The following is a 16,859-nucleotide window of genomic DNA, read 5'->3' as shown; positions in this document are numbered from 1 at the left end:
GCTTACCAATATGGGCCAGAATTGCTGACCAGTTATCGTGAGAGTAATTCATCGGCACGTTAAATCATATCAGGCGTAATACCACAACCCTTAAGTTAGCGCTTATGGGATTTCTCCCCGCCGGTCCTCTTACTCCCCAAGTTCGTAAGCTGTGAAGACAGCGACCTCCGTCTGGTCGGTTCGGATTCGTACCTCGCAGAGGTCTTTCCTCGTTACCAGTACCGTCACTATAACGGTTAAACAGATGACGATCAGGGCGACTAACATCGCCTTTTGCTGCTTCATAGCCTGCTTCTCCTTGCCTTTCGGCACGTAAGAGGCTAACCTACATGTGCAAAGCATGAAATTGGCCTCAGATTAATGTTAAGCGTCTTGCCGGATGCGTAATGTTAACTGGGGCTTTTCTCTATCTGCCTTTGATGTTCATGCCCGAGGCAGATAGCCTCAAGTATCCGCAGCTATTTGTCTGCTGTTACCACCTACCTGCGCCAATCACTGACTCTACAAAGATCTATCCGCGATAACATTTTGAGTTTAAGAACTTTTGCGTACGCACCAAAAGATGCATATACTAGACTAGTCATAGTTCTAATCTGCTTGATTATGGAGTCAGGATGAGTTTCCTTTCTGAACAAGACGTACAAAATTTAGTCATTAATAAAATGATCTTTCACGTTGTAGGTAAGAATCTTGAAGCACCGACACTTCTCAAAGAAATAAAACCAGTTCAGCATGTGGATTTTTTTCTTGAACGTATCAAATCTTCACTGAAAGGAAATCTTTTCACTTTTCTGGAGAATTCAAATACCGAAAGAATCCTGCGTATCATTAGAGATAAAGCAGATGCTGAAGCTAATTGTTTTACAGAACAATCGAAGCTACTGGCCAGTGATTTTCAGTCACACCATTCTAGCGGTAACACGAGTATGGGATGCTTTTTCTTATTTGAATTGGTTTCAGATAAGGAAAAATTCTATGCAATTATAAAATACGATAATGAAGATGTGGTTCGTTATGTTCTTGACGAAAAGTTATCTGAAGAACAAATGCCTACTTTAGAAAGATTTCATGAAACTTTCGTAAAAAAAGCTGAGGCAATGCAAAAAATAGCGTTAATTCAACTTGATCCAAGTGGGAAAGGCGGGAAAGTTATTGTAAAAGACAGGAGTAAAAGAACCAATATTTCAGGATATTTTAAAGGCTTCTTAAATGTTAAAAGAGTCAACTCTGAAATTGAACTTTGCAATAAGCTTATTGATGCGCTGAAAATAACCTTCAAAAGGCATAAAGAATTATTGCCAGAGTCAATTCAAAAAAGCGGCGTAAATAAAATATATGAAGTTTTAAGCAGAGCTGATTTCGAATATAATCCTGAAGATGCTTCTCCGTTATTGACCAGCATTTTTGGGCCGTTAGATGAAAAATCACCAATTCTCAACACATTCAAAACTCAAACAAAAAATGCTGGTATTGAAGGCGAATCCTTTACTATAAAAGCAGATGGCATTCATAAACCACCAAGACGAAAAATTGAAACTGCAGAAAGTGTAGTAATTAGTTATAATGAAGATGACCGTCCAGAAATAAGAAACTTAGATGATGGGCGAAAACAAATTATTGTTACTACTGCGAGGATTATTACTGATGACATCGATACTTCAAAAAATCGATGAGTCTATACAGGCGTCAAGGAAAGACCCTGAATTTTTGGCATCAGAATCAATAAAAAATGATTCTGCGCGCGTTCTAATTTCTGCCAAAATGGACAAAGATGCACTCATTCTTTGGCAGTACGTTTACGAAAACGTACCAAATTGGATTGAAATTACTGTTAAAGATGACTGTAATGATGAAGTAAAACCATCGTCATGCAGTGAAGGTGATAAACTTAACATTACGCTAAAATGCATTGCATTCGAAAATAACAGGTATATTTTTACGCTCGAAGGGTGGAATGTTTTTCTACACAATGATGATTTAGTATCAATAACCAATAAAGTGAATATTCTCGGTTTGAAACATGGATTTGAAACTTTAGGATATTCTGTTGAGCCATGGAACCATGCTCCAGAAAAAATTGAACCTAATGAAACCGTACGAACTTCAATCAATTTACAGAGCTACGTTAAATTCTATTCTAGTGAGTTCATGCCTGCATCTGATATAGCTCCTTGGGTACTTTATAAAATGCCTGAGGCAGAGGACAACTTTTTCAAAAAATGGTTACAAGTTTCCTGCAATATGCTTTGTCGCACTCTCGTTAATGAATTATTAGCAGATGAAAAGAAATCAATTTGTTTAACTGGAAAGCCACCAAAAAAATTAATTTATGGAGATCCAGACATTCTGCTTTCCGACTATTCAGTTTTACAAACTGTAATAAACTGGATCTTTATTGAGGGCAATGAGATTGAACTCAAACATACTTTCTTCACAAGTGAGTTAGCACGAGAATGGCCAGAGTATGTATCCTTCTGTGAGGGTTTACCAAAAAAACTCCCTATGGCCTTTGAGTCAGCAAAATTACTATATAAGGCCCACATTCGCGCTAGCAGCAGAGAGACTATTAAATCTCTGTCCGATCTAAGGAAAACCTTAGCTGAAGACACGCAAAAAATAATAAGTCAGTCTAAAGACATCACATCCGCTCTTTGGAAAGATCTGGCTCTGGTTATAAGTCTATTTGCAATAAAATATGCGCTAGACGCATCAAAGATTAATATAACCAATAACATATTCCCATATATGTTCTTCGCGTTATCTATATATATTTTTATATCTCAGGTTACAACTCTCTTCATAAATAAAAATTACTTTAAGATACTTGATAATACTAGGCTAGTCTGGAGAGATAAACTATATGGTTTTCTTGATGATACTGACTATGAGAATCTTGCAGTCACACCATTAAGAGAGGCATACAAAGCTTATCAGATTATAGCCACATTCGTTGTGATTCTGACTTTGCTGATTTCATTTATAATGATCATATTAGGATTCTCAATGCTTGATGAACATGCTACGAATGCAATTACCTCTTGGCTCAGTTCTCACTTAATCAATAGTTACTGTAGTTAATTTAAGGCGAGAGAAACTCGCCTTAAAAAATCAACGGTAATAGATACAACCTGCAATAAATCCCATTGCCATTTGCATTTTTTTCCTTATTTTACCATCTGAACATTCGTTTATCTTAGCTAAACAACGCAATGAAACTCCCATAACAAAATGAGCGATAATTAACTCATAGTCATCTATCCTATATTGTTTAAGCCTCAACATGCAGGTATCAATTATACCCCCTTCATCATTGCTGCACTGACGACGTGATTTTTTACCATGAGGAACAACATTTTTATATTTATCAGCTATTTCCTGCCAATCAATAGAACTATTTTCAGCTACAGCCCAGGCTCCCCAACCGTCCAAAATATCATATATATTAGCATTGCTATCTACCTGTTTTTTATATTCTTTTTTGAAGCGCGCAAGAAGCATCCTAGCCATCGTTATTATTTCTATACTTGTAACTGATTCATAAGCATCAGGAGAAATAATTCTCCCATCACTTAATGCCCCATCACTAAGATTTGCTATTTCCAATAATCGTTCTTTAGTTATTTCCATTATTATCTCCACCGCCTTTTCGGGCGGCCTCCTGATGATTTGAGAGTGCAGGAATTCCTCCGGTTAAGGACTCTATTTTATTCACAGTGCTGAATTTAATTATTCAGATTTGGATTATGCTTTCTCTTTCACTTCACCAAGTTCCGATTATTAATTTGGCTCACAACAGCACCTCTTGAAAGTTTCCCCGATAAAACGCCAGTACACGCTACATAACTTCTCTTTTACGGCACTCACTACAAATTATATTATGACGCCTGTCGTAACGACGTATTTCTCCGTCAGATAACGAGCAGATAAGGTCAGGATCAACCATAACCGGTTCCTTCGACTTTGCACTCGAGAGTTTTTTGCTGGCGTTTTGCCAGTCTTTACGTGCCTGCTCAGACGGGAATAACCCGTAGCCAGAGTTGTATACGTAACCACTCGAAACCAGCTCTTTGGCGAGAATACTTATCAGATATCTGGTTGCCCCTGTTTTAGCTTCCAGTTGTCGTAACGTCTCTCGCTCACTCTGGCGTACGAGATCAACAATCTGCCCTTTAATTTTTTCTCGCTCTTCCTGTGTTAATACTTTTGCCATAAGCCCTCCCCTAGAATCACTTTTCCGACACAATACGACTGGAGGAATCGACAATCTGACGGACAATATCCTGGTGCTTGTTCAACTCACGCAGCGCGGCGCAGACACGCTCCCACTTCTGGACATGATTTTTCGCCCGACGCAGTTCGCGGTTTGCCATATGCAGTGATGGTAAAACCAGGTCATCCGCTCGCGTTTCAGTAAACGATGGCAGCGACTGCACAATGTCCGCCACAGTTTCTGTTTTAATATCTTCCTGTGTTGCAGCCTCCTGTACTGGTAACGCAACACCTGCGGTCTGAGGAAAGGCCTTACCATCAGTTTCCGCTACCGATGCTGCTTTCGGCTCTGCTGGTAAATTATCGCCCGGTATGCAGTAACGAAATTTACCGCCCTGATTTACGCGAATCAGACGACCTTTGCTGATTGCCATTGCCAGCGTTGAAGCCACTTTGCGTGATGTGGTACCAAACAATGTAGCCAGCTCATCAGCCGTTTGTGGTTCTCGTTGTTCAATCGTCGCGGTTAAATCGCACTCTGAGATTTTCGCTACTGTTGCTGTGGTGATTTCTTCCGGCAGTTCTGCCTGCGCTGGCTGTTCCTGCTGAACATTGTTATCAGCCACACGCCAGGTGTACGCGCTTTTATCAACAAAACCAGCCTTTTTCAGTTCCCATAGTTCGTTCAGCACTTCTTCACGACTGATATCAAGTCGCGCAGCAAGTTCTATGGATGTGGCTTTTCCCATTGCTTTCAGTGCGTCAAAAACAGTCTCCATTAAATTTTTCTCCCGGTAAAAATTACTTCGCAATTCCTGGCTGGACGACATTCGGACGCCAGCTCTCCCAGTTAAAATTCACCCATCGCCCGCCGTTCATGGTCATGCGATCCATAATCCGCTCGCCGAGCAATGTTTTCATGGCCTCATAGTTCAGGTTTGTCAGCATCCCCACGCTGCGCATCGACGCTGTCCGGCGATCAACAATCTGGTGCAGTACCACCTGCTCGTTTTTCGTCTCGCGCTGAATGCCAATTTCATCAAGAACCAGCAGATCCACTTCGCACAGTTCCCGCAAAAATTTTTCGCCTGACTGCCCATCGTCATAGCTGGCGTGCAGGGCACTCATAACATCAGCCACGGTAACCACAATCACTGTCTGACCGTCTTTCAGCAGGCGATTCCCGATAGCTGCCGCTAAGTGGTTCTTCCCGGTACCAGGTTTTCCGCTGAACGCAAAATTTGTACACCCGGTCATCAGTTCATCAGCGATGGATTTCGCCTGACTCAACGCGTATCGCTGCCCTTCGTTCTGCACCTGGTAATTCGAAAACGAGCATTTGCGGTGCAATGGCTGGATGCCAGAGCGATTCAGAATTTTTTCCACCCGCAACTGACGATTCTGACGGTTGATCTCCTCACAACGTTTCTGGCCTTCTGCAAGTTGCCACTCGCGCCACTCCGCCACCGTCCTGAATGGCGCGGTTACATGTGGCGGGGCCAGTCTGCGGATACGTTCCAGAACGCCGCCTGTCGCAATATTTTTCATGCTTCGTTACCCCCTGAAGCCTGGTGGGATCGCACTGTCCGGAAACGAGACGGTGTTAACCTGTCGAAGCAACGTCTCAGGCCGAACGCCTTTCGGCGCGAACAAGCCCTGGTATTCATGGGCAATGCTGTGTCTAATCACCTGCTCAGGTGAAAAACCCTGCTGGCGGAATTTTTCCAGCTCCCGTATCGCCCCGTTAGCGCCCTGCTCCGTTCGAATCGGTTTTCGCAATGCCTGGCGAAATTCAACCCACTCACGCCAAAGCGAGACAGAAATCCAGTTCGGCAAAGCAATATCCAGAGGGTCAAACTTTTTGACACCTCGATTCCCCCGGGGGGGATTTAGGGGGGGATCTGTTTTTAGATCTTTATCTGTATCTTTATTAGTTGCCTTTGTGTTGACATCATGTTCAAACACCACTTCAACATCTGTTTGAACACCTGTTAAATTTCTCTCTTGTTTTGTTTGAACATCTGTTTCCTTTCTGCTTCTTCTGGCCTGAACAGATGCTTTTCCTGCGGCTGATTTTTTGGTTAATTTTTCCCTGACTGATGCCAGATCTTCCTCAATCCGAAGATGCACCCATTCCTCGCCGTTATCGCAAAAAAACTCCTGCAAGGATGGTTCAACATCAGCCCATCGCTCGTTAGTCAGACGGGCAATTTTTGCCAGCCTGTTTTTAGGTATTGGCTTTCCTGTTTGCCAGTAATTGAACATCAGCAACAAATACGCACCATGCTCCTCTGCTGACAAATGCATGGTGTCAGCCAGGTAATCAGCTATGTACAGTTGCATGTATGGTAATGCGGCCATAATTGCCCCGTATGATGCTGCCCGGTGGCTTAGAATAAGCACAAACAGCATGGAAACTTTTGCTTAATGAACAATGACAGAATCGTCGGAAGAACCGCCGCCGCTGAAATGCGCTTTCCGGTAAACGGCCTGGACTGCATCATCATGCGCATCAATTGCCGTACTTAACGCTTCCTGCGCCGCCAGTAATGCACGGCGTTCCAGGGTATCGAAGATGCAGAGTCGGTGACGCAACTCGCGCGGAAGGATTGCCAGAATTGCTGGGATCAGCTTCTGAATTTTTTCTCTTTGCGTTTTCGTTTCACCTTTCAACCAACGGTGATAGATATTCTGCTGATTGTTCCAGTCCTTGCCTGGAACCAGGGGCAATTCGCCGCCCCCCTGGCGCAGATATTCTTCAGTAATTGCATTGGCTACCCATGCCTGCCCTTTTTCGGCTGCCAGGGCAAACAACACTGATTCGATGTGCTCATGCTTGATTTTCATGAATCATTTGCCTCTTGATGTTTCAGGTATGATCAAATGAGGATTTGTTACTGTCATTTAGTTGCTTCACTGACATATTCTGCGAACAACATGCCGAACGTCGTAAATATGACCAGTCAATATCAGGACGAAGCTCTTCGCACAGAACCTCACCTCTTGTTGCTCGTTCAATTGCTGGACATCTCTCGGCAGGCAATTGACGTACCCCTTTGATCCATTGATTTACGCTTGGAGGTGATACACCTAAAAGCCTAGCCATTGCTGATTGCCCACCGACAACAGCACAAGCTTGCTTGAATGAATAGTTCTCTTTTTTCATCGAATGAACTCCAAAAACACACAGAAATATTAGGCGACGCCTAACATAAATGTCAATAGGCTATGCCTAATGCGATAAAGATAGGGATTGCCTAATGCAATGAGCATAGGAGAATATTAAGCAATGCTTAGTGGTAAAGACTTAGGCCGAGCGATAGAGCAGGCCATTAACAAAAAAATCGCATCGGGATCCGTCAAATCAAAGGCGGAGGTCGCACGCCACTTCAAAATCCAACCACCATCAATTTATGACTGGATTAAGAAAGGCTCCATAAGTAAAGATAAACTTCCAGAATTATGGCGTTTCTTTTCTGATGTTGTTGGTCCAGAGCATTGGGGGCTTAACGAATACCCCATACCAACCCCCACCAATTCAGATACAAAAAGTGAACTTTTAGATATAAACAACCTTTATCAAGCAGCCTCTGATGAAATAAGAGCGATTGTAGCTTTCCTGTTATCTGGAAATGCTACAGAACCAGATTGGGTTGACCACGATGTTCGCGCCTACATAGCAGCGATGGAAATGAAAGTGGGTAAGTATCTGAAAGCTCTAGAATCTGAACGGAAAAGCCAGAACATCACAAAAACTGGAACTTAAACTTATATGGTCTGACGGAAAACTCCTGGATTCCGTTATTTAACCCCCCATCACTTTCTCCTGTCGCCATCACCTATTAGGTTACGCCCAAAACATTAGGCATAGCCTATTGACAATCAATTAGGCATTACCTATAGTTCCAGCATACCACCCACCCCGCCCCACAGAACGCCGGGCAATACTTCGAGTTACCAGGCAGTGGTAAGGGGTTAAGTAGCCAGCCCGAGGCGTATGAACATGACGGCGGGATTCAAATTTTGCAGTGCAGCAGTTAGTTCCGCCACCCGGCGTTAAGGGGAGAGATAAGATGGTGCATTACGAAGTAGTTCAGTATTTGATGGATTGTTGCGATATCACTTACAGCCAGGCTGTACAGGCTCTACGCAGCAACGACTGGGATCTCTGGCAGGCAGAAGCCTCTATCCGCAACAACAAAATGTGAGGTGCGAAAAATGCAAAAAATCGACCTCGGCAACAACGAATCCCTGGTGTGCGGCGTGTTCCCCAACCAGGATGGAACGTTCACTGCCATGACGTATACCAAAAGCAAAACATTTAAAACCGAAACTGGTGCGCGCCGATGGTTGGAGAAGCACACAGTAAGCTAACGATTAAAACGTCTACTCCTGCTGTTCCAGAATAACTTCATAAAATGGGAGTATTTTTCGGTGACGAGATAATAAGAACAGTTTGCGCTATCACTCTGATGTTGAATGATGCCCTTCCGTTCTAATTTTTTCATAACCGGGTTACGGCAAGGAGAAGTGATAATAAGATTTCCTGTTTTAAGGAAATCTTTAAATACAGCGATTTCTTTCTCAGATAAACGAAGCAATACTCGTTGCTCTGGTAGTAATGAATAATGCTTTTGAATATGTGCTCGCAATCTTGAGAAGGAAATGGCGACCACGAAAGAAAAGGCAAAAACGATAATCTGAAAGAGCCAAGGTATTTCAGTATAAGCATTGAATGCGACAGTAAACTCTTTCGGTATCAGCCAGAGAGTGAGACCAAAAATGATAATCGTATACATAAGTCTTTCGAGTGGCTCGTTAGCAAAAAGTTTCAACAATGGAGTAAATACATCCAACATATCAATAACTCTCAACTGTAAGGGTATTGAAATGTTAACACAAGCTCTCGCTGTAGGGGTATAGCCGAGACCACCGAAGCCCGGAGGTGGTGAAATAAAACCGGGCACAACACGAAGGCGCATTTCCGATATCCATAAAGAGTCGGTCTTGTCTGTTAAATTTAAATGGTGGGAGTGCGCCTCCGGTTGTAAATAACGACATTGCTGTGTGTAGTCCTGGCGGCATCAGTTTTTTTCTTGAAGTTCGGCTGATGTCCGCCCTTTTTAAAGTGAATTTTGTGATGCGGTGAATGCGGCTAAACGCACGTGGCACAGTTAAAAGTCATGTTAGTCCTTATTGGTTTGGGTGGGAAAGCCGACTGTAATTGTTAACTGGTTGCAGTCACCTGGAGGCACCAGGCACCGCATCAACAAAGTTCATTTGTAAAAATGGAGATAATTATGATTGCACATCACTTCGGAACTGATGAAATACCACGTCAGTGTGTGACTCCTGGCGATTATGTTCTTCATGAAGGCCGGACATATATTGCCTCGGCAAACAATATTAAAAAGCGAAAACTATATATTCGTAACCTGACCACAAAAACATGCATTACTGACCGCATGATTAAAGTCTTCCTCGGTCGTGATGGTTTACCTGTAAAGGCGGAGTCATGGTGATGACTAAGAAAATAAAATGTGCTTACCACCTTTGCAAAAAAGACGTTGAAGAAAGCAAAGCTATTGAAAGAATGCTTCACTTCATGCACGGGATTTTATCAAAAGACGAACCGAGAAAATATTGCAGTGAAGTTTGTGCCGAAAAAGACCAGATGGCACATGAACTTTAATTAATTGACTATTCGAAACTGAATTTATGCCAGAAATGGCAGGTATTCGCTCAACCTTAATTAAGGAGAAAAACATGATTACCAATTATGAAGCCACTGTTGTAACTACCGATGACATTGTTCACGAGGTGAATCTGGAAGGAAAGCGCATTGGCTACGTAATTAAAACAGAAAATAAAGAAACCCCATTCACTGTGGTTGATATCGATGGTCCATCAGGCAACGTAAAAACACTTGATGAAGGTGTCAAAAAAATGTGCCTGGTGCATATCGGAAAGAATCTGCCCGCAGAAAAAAAAGCCGAATTTCTGGCAACTCTAATTGCAATGAAATTAAAAGGTGAAATCTGAAAGAAATAGCCTGCGTATGGCGCAGGCTATGAACAGTGTGTATCCGGCAAGATCATTCACTGAACAAAACGAATTTTAATCTGAGTTGAGGTTAAAAAACAATGAGCACAAAACCACTCTTCCTGTTACGGAAAGCGAAAAAATCATCCGGTGAACCTGACGTCGTCCTGTGGGCAAGCAACGATTTTGAATCGACCTGTGCCACTCTGGACTACCTGATCGTTAAGTCAGGTAAAAAACTGAGCAGCTATTTTAAAGCTGTTGCCACGAATTTTCCTGTCGTTAATGACCTGCCCGCTGAAGGTGAGATCGATTTTACCTGGAGTGAACGCTATCAACTCAGCAAAGACTCCATGACATGGGAACTAAAACCGGGAGCAGCACCAGACAACGCTCACTATCAAGGCAATACCAACGTCAACGGCGAAGACATGACTGAGATTGAGGAGAATATGCTACTCCCAATTTCTGGCCAGGAACTGCCCATTCGTTGGCTTGCTCAACACGGCAGCGAAAAACCGGTAACGCACGTTTCACGCGACGGACTCCAGGCATTACACATTGCTCGGGCTGAAGAACTACCGGCTGTTACTGCCCTGGCTGTTTCCCACAAAACCAGCCTGCTCGACCCGCTGGAAATTCGCGAACTCCACAAACTGGTTCGTGACACTGACAAAGTTTTCCCTAATCCTGGTAATTCAAACCTGGGACTGATAACTGCTTTTTTCGAAGCATACCTGAACGCTGACTACACCGATCGAGGACTGCTGACAAAAGAGTGGATGAAGGGTAATCGTGTTTCACACATCACTCGCACGGCTTCCGGTGCTAATGCTGGCGGCGGAAACCTCACCGATCGCGGCGAAGGTTTCGTACACGATCTGACGTCACTGGCGCGCGACGTAGCCACTGGCGTACTGGCCCGTTCAATGGACGTGGACATCTATAACCTTCATCCGGCACACGCTAAACGCATTGAGGAAATTATCGCTGAAAATAAACCGCCCTTTTCTGTTTTCCGCGACAAATTCATCACCATGCCTGGCGGGCTGGATTATTCACGCGCCATCGTGGTTGCGTCCGTGAAAGAAGCACCAATTGGGATCGAGGTCATCCCCGCGCACGTCACTGAATATCTGAACAAAGTACTGACTGAAACCGATCATGCCAACCCTGATCCGGAAATCGTGGATATTGCCTGCGGTCGCTCCTCTGCCCCGATGCCGCAGCGTGTAACAGAAGAAGGAAAACAGGATGATGAAGAAAAACCGCAACCATCTGAAACAACGGCAGATGAACAGGGAGAGGCTGAAACAATGGAACCGGACGCAACTGAACATCATCAGGACACGCAGCCGCTGGATGCTCAGTCACAGGTAAATTCTGTTGATGCGAAATATCAGGAACTGCGGGCAGAACTCCATGAAGCCCGGAAAAACATTCCATCAAAAAATCCTGTCGATGCCGATAAATTGCTTGCTGCATCACGTGGTGAATTTGTTGACGGAATTAGCGACCCGAACGATCCGAAATGGGTTAAGGGGATCCAGACTCGCGATTCTGTGTACCAGAACCAGCCAGAAACGGAAAAAACCAGCCCGGATGTGAAACAACCTGAGGCAGTAGTGCAACAGGAACCGGAAATAGTCTGCAATGCCTGCGGTCAGACTGGCGGAGATAACTGCCCTGACTGTGGGGCGGTGACGGGCGACGCAACATACCAGGAAACATTCGGTGAAGAGAATCAGGTTGAAGCTAAGGAAAAAGATCCGGAGGAAATGGAAGGCGCTGAACATCCGCACAATGAGAATGCTGGCAGCGATCCGCATCGCGATTGCAGTGATGAAACTGGCGAAGTCGCAGATCCCGTAATCGTAGAAGACATAGAGCCCGGTATTTATTACGGAATTTCGAATGAGAATTACCACGCGGGTCCCGGTGTCAGTAAGTCTCAGCTCGATGACATTGCTGATACTCCGGCACTGTATTTGTGGCGTAAAAATGCCCCCGTGGACACTACAAAGACAAAAACGCTCGATTTAGGAACCGCTTTCCACTGCCGGGTACTTGAACCGGAAGAATTTAGTAACCGCTTTATCGTAGCACCTGAATTTAACCGCCGTACAAACGCCGGAAAAGAAGAAGAGAAAGCGTTTCTGATGGAATGCGCAAGCACAGGAAAAACGGTTATCACTGCGGAAGAAGGCCGGAAAATTGAACTCATGTATCAAAGCGTTATGGCTTTGCCGCTGGGGCAATGGCTTGTTGAAAGCGCCGGACACGCTGAATCATCAATTTACTGGGAAGATCCGGAAACAGGAATTTTGTGTCGGTGCCGTCCGGACAAAATTATTCCTGAATTTCACTGGATCATGGACGTGAAAACCACAGCGGATATTCAACGATTCAAAACGTCTTATTACGACTACCGCTATCACGTTCAGGATGCATTCTACAGTGACGGTTATGAAGCACAGTTTGGTGTGCAGCCAACTTTCGTTTTTCTGGTTGCCAGCACAACTGTTGAATGCGGACGTTATCCGGTTGAGATTTTCATGATGGGCGAAGAAGCAAAACTGGCAGGCCAGCAGGAATATCACCGCAATCTGCGGACCCTGGCTGACTGCCTAAATACCGATGAATGGCCAGCTATTAAGACGTTATCACTGCCCCGCTGGGCTAAGGAGTATGCAAATGACTAAGCAACCACCTATCGCAAAAGCCGATCTGCAAAAAACTCAGGGAAACCGTGCACCAGCAGCAGTTAACGATAAGGATGTGCTGTGCGTGATTAACAGCCCGGCAATGAAAGCGCAACTGGCAGCAGCTCTGCCACGTCACATGACAGCGGAACGCATGATCCGCATTGCTACAACAGAAATCCGTAAAGTACCGGAACTAAGAAACTGTGACTCGACGAGTTTTATCGGTGCCATCGTACAGTGTTCACAGCTCGGACTTGAGCCAGGTAGCGCCCTCGGTCATGCATATCTGCTACCGTTCGGCAACGGAAAAGCAAAAAACGGTAAGAAGAACGTACAGCTGATCATCGGTTATCGCGGCATGATCGACCTTGCCCGTCGATCAGGTCAAATCATCAGTCTGTCAGCTCGTGTTGTCCGTGAATGTGATGAATTCAGCTATGAACTTGGCCTTGATGAAAAACTGGTTCATCGTCCCGGTGAAAACGAAGATGCCCCTATAACCCATGTCTATGCTGTTGCAAAACTGAAAGACGGAGGAGTGCAGTTTGAAGTCATGACCCGCAAACAAGTAGAAAAAGTTCGCGACACACACAGCAAGGCGGCAAAAAACGCAGCGTCAAAAGGGGCGTCGTCCATCTGGGATGAACACTTTGAAGACATGGCCAAAAAGACAGTGATACGAAAACTGTTCAAGTATCTGCCGGTATCTATTGAAATCCAGCGTGCAGTATCGATGGATGGAAAAGAGGTGGAAACAATTAATCCAGACGACATATCGGTTATAGCCGGGGAATACAGTGTAATCGATAATCCAGAAGAATAATCCAGCCTGGCGGTGTAATGCACCGCCAACGTGAGATAGTTTTTATGACAAAAACTTTGAGATATGACGATGTTAAACCATGTCCGTTTTGTGGTTGTCCATCAGTAACGGTGAAAGACATTTCAGGATATTACCGGGCAAAATGCAACGGATGCGAATCCCGAACTGGCTATGGTGGAAGTGAAAAAGAAGCGCTCGAAAGATGGAATAAACGAACCACTGAAAATATTAATGGAGGCGTTCATGTATAAAATTACCGCTACAATTGAAAAGGAAGGTGGCACTCCTACTAACTGGACAAGATATTCAAAATCTAAACTAACGAAATCAGAATGCGAAAAAATGCTCTCAGGTAAAAAAGAAGCAGGCGTTTCCAGAGAGCAGAAAGTAAAACTGATAAATTTTAATTGCGAGAAACTTCAGTCCTCGTGAATTGCATTGTATTCAAATTAAAACTTCATAGCTGATTATTAATAATCAACATCAGGCGTCAATTTCAGTCTAACATTGGCGCCTGCCAGAGGTGATGCGATGGCACAAGTAATCTTTAATGAAGAGTGGATGGTTGAATACGGCCTGATGCTTCGCACTGGTCTGGGGGCCAGACAAATTGAAGCATACCGCCAGAACTGTTGGGTGGAGGGCTTCCACTTCAAACGAGTATCTCCTTTAGGTAAGCCAGACAGCAAACGAGGGATTATCTGGTACAACTATCCAAAGATAAATCAGTTTATCAAAGACTCATGATATGTCTAAATTACCAACAGGTGTCGAGATTAGAGGTAGAAACATTCGCATCTGGTTCATGTTTCGAGGAAAACGATGTCGGGAAACATTAAAAGGCTGGGAGATTACAAACAGTAATATTAAAAAAGCCGGAAATTTAAGAGCGCTGATAGTTCATGAAATAAACTCCGGTGAATTTGAGTATTTAAGACGTTTTCCCCAGTCCAGCACTGGGGCAAAAATGGTGACAACGAGAGTCATAAAAACGTTCGGGGAGCTTTGTGATATCTGGACAAAAATTAAAGAGACAGAGTTAACAACAAACACAATGAAGAAAACGAAATCACAATTAAAAACACTCAGAATAATAATTTGTGAAAGTACCCCGATATCATATATTCGTTATAGCGATATCTTAAACTACCGGAATGAACTGCTGCATGGAGAAACGCTTTACCTGGATAATCCAAGATCCAACAAAAAAGGAAGAACCGTGCGCACAGTTGATAACTATATCGCCCTGCTCTGTTCGCTGTTACGTTTTGCGTATCAGTCGGGATTTATATCAACCAAACCATTTGAAGGAGTAAAAAAATTACAGCGAAACAGAATAAAGCCTGACCCGTTATCTAAAACAGAATTCAATGCATTAATGGAAAGTGAAAAAGGACAGAGCCAAAACTTGTGGAAATTTGCCGTTTACTCCGGGCTTCGTCACGGGGAACTGGCAGCTCTGGCGTGGGAGGATGTGGATTTCGAGAAGGGAATTGTGAATGTCAGAAGAAACCTGACGATACTTGATATGTTCGGTCCCCCAAAAACAAATGCCGGGATCCGGACGGTAACATTACTACAGCCAGCTCTTGAAGCACTGAAGGAGCAATACAAACTGACCGGGCATCATCGCAAAAGCGAAATCACTTTTTATCATCGGGAGTACGGCAGAACCGAAAAGCAAAAACTGCATTTTGTTTTCATGCCCAGGATGTGTAACGGAAAACAGAAACCTTATTACTCGGTAAGCAGTTTGGGTGCGAGATGGAATGCAGCAGTAAAACGTGCTGGTATTCGCCGCCGTAATCCGTACCATACGCGACATACTTTTGCCTGCTGGCTGTTGACGGCAGGAGCGAACCCGGCATTTATAGCCAGCCAGATGGGGCATGAAACTGCGCAGATGGTGTATGAAATTTACGGTATGTGGATTGATGACATGAACGACGAACAGGTAGCTATGTTGAATGCGCGGTTATCGTAGTTGCAAAGTTTGCCCCCAATTTGCCCCATTTAGTACCAGAGAACTGAAATAATGCAAGAAAATCAAAAGAATACGAAGAAAGAGATATACAACCTGAACAAATTACAAAAACGTCTGCGTCGTAACGTGGGCGAAGCCATTGCTGACTTCAATATGATTGAAGAAGGCGATCGCATCATGGTTTGCCTCTCCGGGGGTAAAGACAGCTATACCATGCTGGAAATTCTGCGCAATTTGCAGCAAAGCGCGCCAATCAATTTTTCGCTGGTGGCTGTCAACCTCGATCAAAAACAACCGGGCTTCCCGGAACACGTTCTGCCCGAGTATCTTGAAAAGCTGGGCGTTGAGTACAAGATTGTGGAAGAGAACACTTACGGTATCGTGAAAGAGAAGATTCCGGAGGGCAAAACCACTTGCTCACTGTGTTCTCGTCTTCGTCGCGGAATTCTTTACCGTACCGCAACGGAACTGGGAGCGACGAAGATCGCGCTGGGTCACCATCGTGACGATATCCTGCAAACGTTGTTCTTAAATATGTTCTACGGCGGCAAGATGAAAGGTATGCCTCCGAAACTGATGAGCGATGATGGCAAACATATTGTGATTCGTCCGCTGGCCTACTGCCGCGAGAAAGATATTCAGCGCTTTGCCGATGCAAAAGCATTCCCGATTATTCCGTGCAATCTGTGCGGTTCACAGCCTAACCTGCAACGTCAGGTGATTGCTGACATGTTGCGTGACTGGGATAAACGTTATCCAGGGCGTATCGAGACGATGTTCAGCGCGATGCAGAATGTGGTGCCGTCGCATCTGTGCGATACCAACCTGTTCGATTTCAAAGGCATTACCCACGGTTCTGAAGTGGTTAACGGGGGTGATCTGGCGTTTGATCGCGAAGAGCTCCCTCTACAACCGGCGGGTTGGCAGCCTGAAGAAGATGAAAATCAGTTGGATGAGTTACGACTGAATGTGGTTGAAGTGAAATAACCCGGATAGCGCCCGATGCGCAAGCTTATCGGGCTACTCTTATGGAGGCCGGATAAGACGCGGCCAGCGTCGCATCCGGCAATCCCGAATAAGATGTTTACTCTTGCAC

The 16,859-nt window shown here is 44.4% G+C and carries 24 protein-coding genes; 15 read left to right on the top strand and 9 right to left on the bottom strand.

The window, feature by feature from the left end; genetic code table 11:
- Positions 1-129: 129 nt before the first annotated feature.
- Positions 130-285 (bottom strand): Hok/Gef family protein, encoded by a 156-nt coding sequence (locus ACJHWK_RS17075; RefSeq protein WP_197731663.1) that lies wholly within the window; start codon positions 283-285, stop codon positions 130-132.
- A gap of 329 nt (positions 286-614) precedes the next feature.
- Between ACJHWK_RS17075 and ACJHWK_RS17070 the strand changes: the two genes are divergently transcribed.
- Both ACJHWK_RS17070 and ACJHWK_RS17065 read left to right on the top strand, forming a co-directional pair.
- Positions 615-1,673 (top strand): nucleoid-associated protein, encoded by a 1,059-nt coding sequence (locus ACJHWK_RS17070; protein WP_001586997.1) that lies wholly within the window; start codon positions 615-617, stop codon positions 1,671-1,673.
- A complete protein-coding gene (locus ACJHWK_RS17065; protein ID WP_046788432.1) occupies positions 1,645-3,078 on the top strand; it encodes a hypothetical protein in 1,434 nt (477 codons plus the stop codon). The genes ACJHWK_RS17070 and ACJHWK_RS17065 overlap by 29 nt, the downstream gene beginning before the upstream one ends.
- Before the next feature lie 30 nt (positions 3,079-3,108).
- On the opposite strand, the gene ACJHWK_RS17060 is transcribed toward ACJHWK_RS17065, so the two are convergent.
- From ACJHWK_RS17060 to ydaS, 7 genes are all read right to left on the bottom strand, one after another.
- Entirely contained in the window at positions 3,109-3,627 is a 519-nt protein-coding gene (locus ACJHWK_RS17060) for an antiterminator Q family protein (RefSeq protein ID WP_001586995.1), read from the bottom strand.
- A 208-nt stretch (positions 3,628-3,835) separates the two neighbouring features.
- Positions 3,836-4,210 (bottom strand): DUF977 family protein, encoded by a 375-nt coding sequence (locus tag ACJHWK_RS17055; protein ID WP_069907426.1) that lies wholly within the window; start codon positions 4,208-4,210, stop codon positions 3,836-3,838.
- 16 nt (positions 4,211-4,226) lie between these two features.
- Positions 4,227-4,988 carry a DUF1627 domain-containing protein gene (locus ACJHWK_RS17050; protein WP_410234872.1) on the bottom strand — a complete coding sequence of 254 codons (762 nt, stop codon included), beginning with the start codon at positions 4,986-4,988 and terminating at the stop codon, positions 4,227-4,229.
- Between the two features lie 22 nt (positions 4,989-5,010).
- Positions 5,011-5,757, bottom strand: coding sequence for an ATP-binding protein (locus tag ACJHWK_RS17045; protein WP_098737459.1), 747 nt, complete (start codon positions 5,755-5,757; stop codon positions 5,011-5,013).
- A 6-nt stretch (positions 5,758-5,763) separates the two neighbouring features.
- The gene (locus ACJHWK_RS17040; RefSeq protein ID WP_098737461.1) at positions 5,764-6,621 is read right to left on the bottom strand and encodes a YdaU family protein; all 858 of its coding nucleotides are present in this window, start codon (positions 6,619-6,621) and stop codon (positions 5,764-5,766) included.
- 12 nt (positions 6,622-6,633) lie between these two features.
- Positions 6,634-7,056: a toxin YdaT family protein gene (locus ACJHWK_RS17035; RefSeq protein WP_000693797.1), complete on the bottom strand. Its 423-nt coding sequence runs from the start codon at positions 7,054-7,056 to the stop codon at positions 6,634-6,636.
- Between the two features lie 22 nt (positions 7,057-7,078).
- Positions 7,079-7,375, bottom strand: a complete 297-nt coding sequence (gene ydaS, locus ACJHWK_RS17030) for a toxin YdaS (RefSeq protein WP_000712069.1) — start codon at positions 7,373-7,375, stop codon at positions 7,079-7,081.
- Positions 7,376-7,498: 123 nt separating this feature from the next.
- Between ydaS and racR the strand changes: the two genes are divergently transcribed.
- The 3 genes from racR to ACJHWK_RS17015 all read left to right on the top strand — a co-directional run bounded on the left by racR (position 7,499) and on the right by ACJHWK_RS17015 (position 8,583).
- On the top strand, positions 7,499-7,975 hold the full coding sequence (gene racR / locus ACJHWK_RS17025) for a DNA-binding transcriptional repressor RacR (protein ID WP_033561865.1): 477 nt from the start codon (positions 7,499-7,501) through the stop codon (positions 7,973-7,975).
- 307 nt (positions 7,976-8,282) lie between these two features.
- On the top strand, positions 8,283-8,417 hold the full coding sequence (locus tag ACJHWK_RS17020; RefSeq protein ID WP_000233806.1) for a hypothetical protein: 135 nt from the start codon (positions 8,283-8,285) through the stop codon (positions 8,415-8,417).
- Positions 8,418-8,427: 10 nt separating this feature from the next.
- Positions 8,428-8,583 (top strand): YdaF family protein, encoded by a 156-nt coding sequence (locus ACJHWK_RS17015; protein ID WP_001169151.1) that lies wholly within the window; start codon positions 8,428-8,430, stop codon positions 8,581-8,583.
- Here ACJHWK_RS17015 and ACJHWK_RS17010 read toward each other — a convergent pair.
- A complete protein-coding gene (locus ACJHWK_RS17010) occupies positions 8,580-9,068 on the bottom strand; it encodes a superinfection exclusion B family protein (RefSeq protein WP_001312793.1) in 489 nt (162 codons plus the stop codon). The genes ACJHWK_RS17015 and ACJHWK_RS17010 overlap by 4 nt on opposite strands.
- 441 nt (positions 9,069-9,509) lie before the next feature.
- Here ACJHWK_RS17010 and kilR point away from each other — a divergent pair, with 441 nt between their 5' ends.
- The 10 genes from kilR to ttcA all read left to right on the top strand — a co-directional run bounded on the left by kilR (position 9,510) and on the right by ttcA (position 16,750).
- Positions 9,510-9,731 (top strand): killing protein KilR, encoded by a 222-nt coding sequence (gene kilR / locus ACJHWK_RS17005; protein WP_000560223.1) that lies wholly within the window; start codon positions 9,510-9,512, stop codon positions 9,729-9,731.
- Entirely contained in the window at positions 9,731-9,901 is a 171-nt protein-coding gene (locus tag ACJHWK_RS17000) for a YdaE family protein (RefSeq protein WP_002431205.1), read from the top strand. Before kilR ends, ACJHWK_RS17000 begins: the two co-directional genes overlap by 1 nt.
- A 74-nt stretch (positions 9,902-9,975) precedes the next feature.
- Complete coding sequence (locus tag ACJHWK_RS16995; protein ID WP_000632297.1) at positions 9,976-10,251, top strand: protein RacC; 276 nt, start codon at positions 9,976-9,978, stop codon at positions 10,249-10,251.
- Between the two features lie 101 nt (positions 10,252-10,352).
- Positions 10,353-12,953, top strand: coding sequence for an exodeoxyribonuclease VIII (recE, locus tag ACJHWK_RS16990; RefSeq protein WP_098737463.1), 2,601 nt, complete (start codon positions 10,353-10,355; stop codon positions 12,951-12,953).
- Complete coding sequence (recT, locus tag ACJHWK_RS16985; protein ID WP_000166322.1) at positions 12,946-13,779, top strand: recombination protein RecT; 834 nt, start codon at positions 12,946-12,948, stop codon at positions 13,777-13,779. The genes recE and recT overlap by 8 nt, the downstream gene beginning before the upstream one ends.
- A 56-nt stretch (positions 13,780-13,835) precedes the next feature.
- Positions 13,836-14,030, top strand: a complete 195-nt coding sequence (ralR, locus tag ACJHWK_RS16980; protein ID WP_072130784.1) for a type I toxin-antitoxin system endodeoxyribonuclease toxin RalR — start codon at positions 13,836-13,838, stop codon at positions 14,028-14,030.
- On the top strand, positions 14,023-14,211 hold the full coding sequence (locus ACJHWK_RS16975) for a DUF1187 family protein (protein ID WP_001302840.1): 189 nt from the start codon (positions 14,023-14,025) through the stop codon (positions 14,209-14,211). Before ralR ends, ACJHWK_RS16975 begins: the two co-directional genes overlap by 8 nt.
- A 99-nt stretch (positions 14,212-14,310) precedes the next feature.
- Entirely contained in the window at positions 14,311-14,526 is a 216-nt protein-coding gene (xisR, locus tag ACJHWK_RS16970) for an excisionase XisR (protein ID WP_000079604.1), read from the top strand.
- Between the two features lies 1 nt (position 14,527).
- Positions 14,528-15,763 (top strand): tyrosine-type recombinase/integrase, encoded by a 1,236-nt coding sequence (locus tag ACJHWK_RS16965; RefSeq protein ID WP_000040843.1) that lies wholly within the window; start codon positions 14,528-14,530, stop codon positions 15,761-15,763.
- A 51-nt stretch (positions 15,764-15,814) separates the two neighbouring features.
- Entirely contained in the window at positions 15,815-16,750 is a 936-nt protein-coding gene (gene ttcA / locus ACJHWK_RS16960; RefSeq protein ID WP_001559049.1) for a tRNA 2-thiocytidine(32) synthetase TtcA, read from the top strand.
- Positions 16,751-16,859: the final 109 nt, after the last annotated feature.

Source organism: Escherichia sp. WS547 (assembly GCF_046486065.1).
Classification (GTDB): Bacteria; Pseudomonadota; Gammaproteobacteria; order Enterobacterales; family Enterobacteriaceae; genus Escherichia; species Escherichia coli.
The sequence above is the reverse complement of the archived record's forward strand: the minus strand, read 5'-3'. Positions and strand labels throughout refer to the sequence as shown.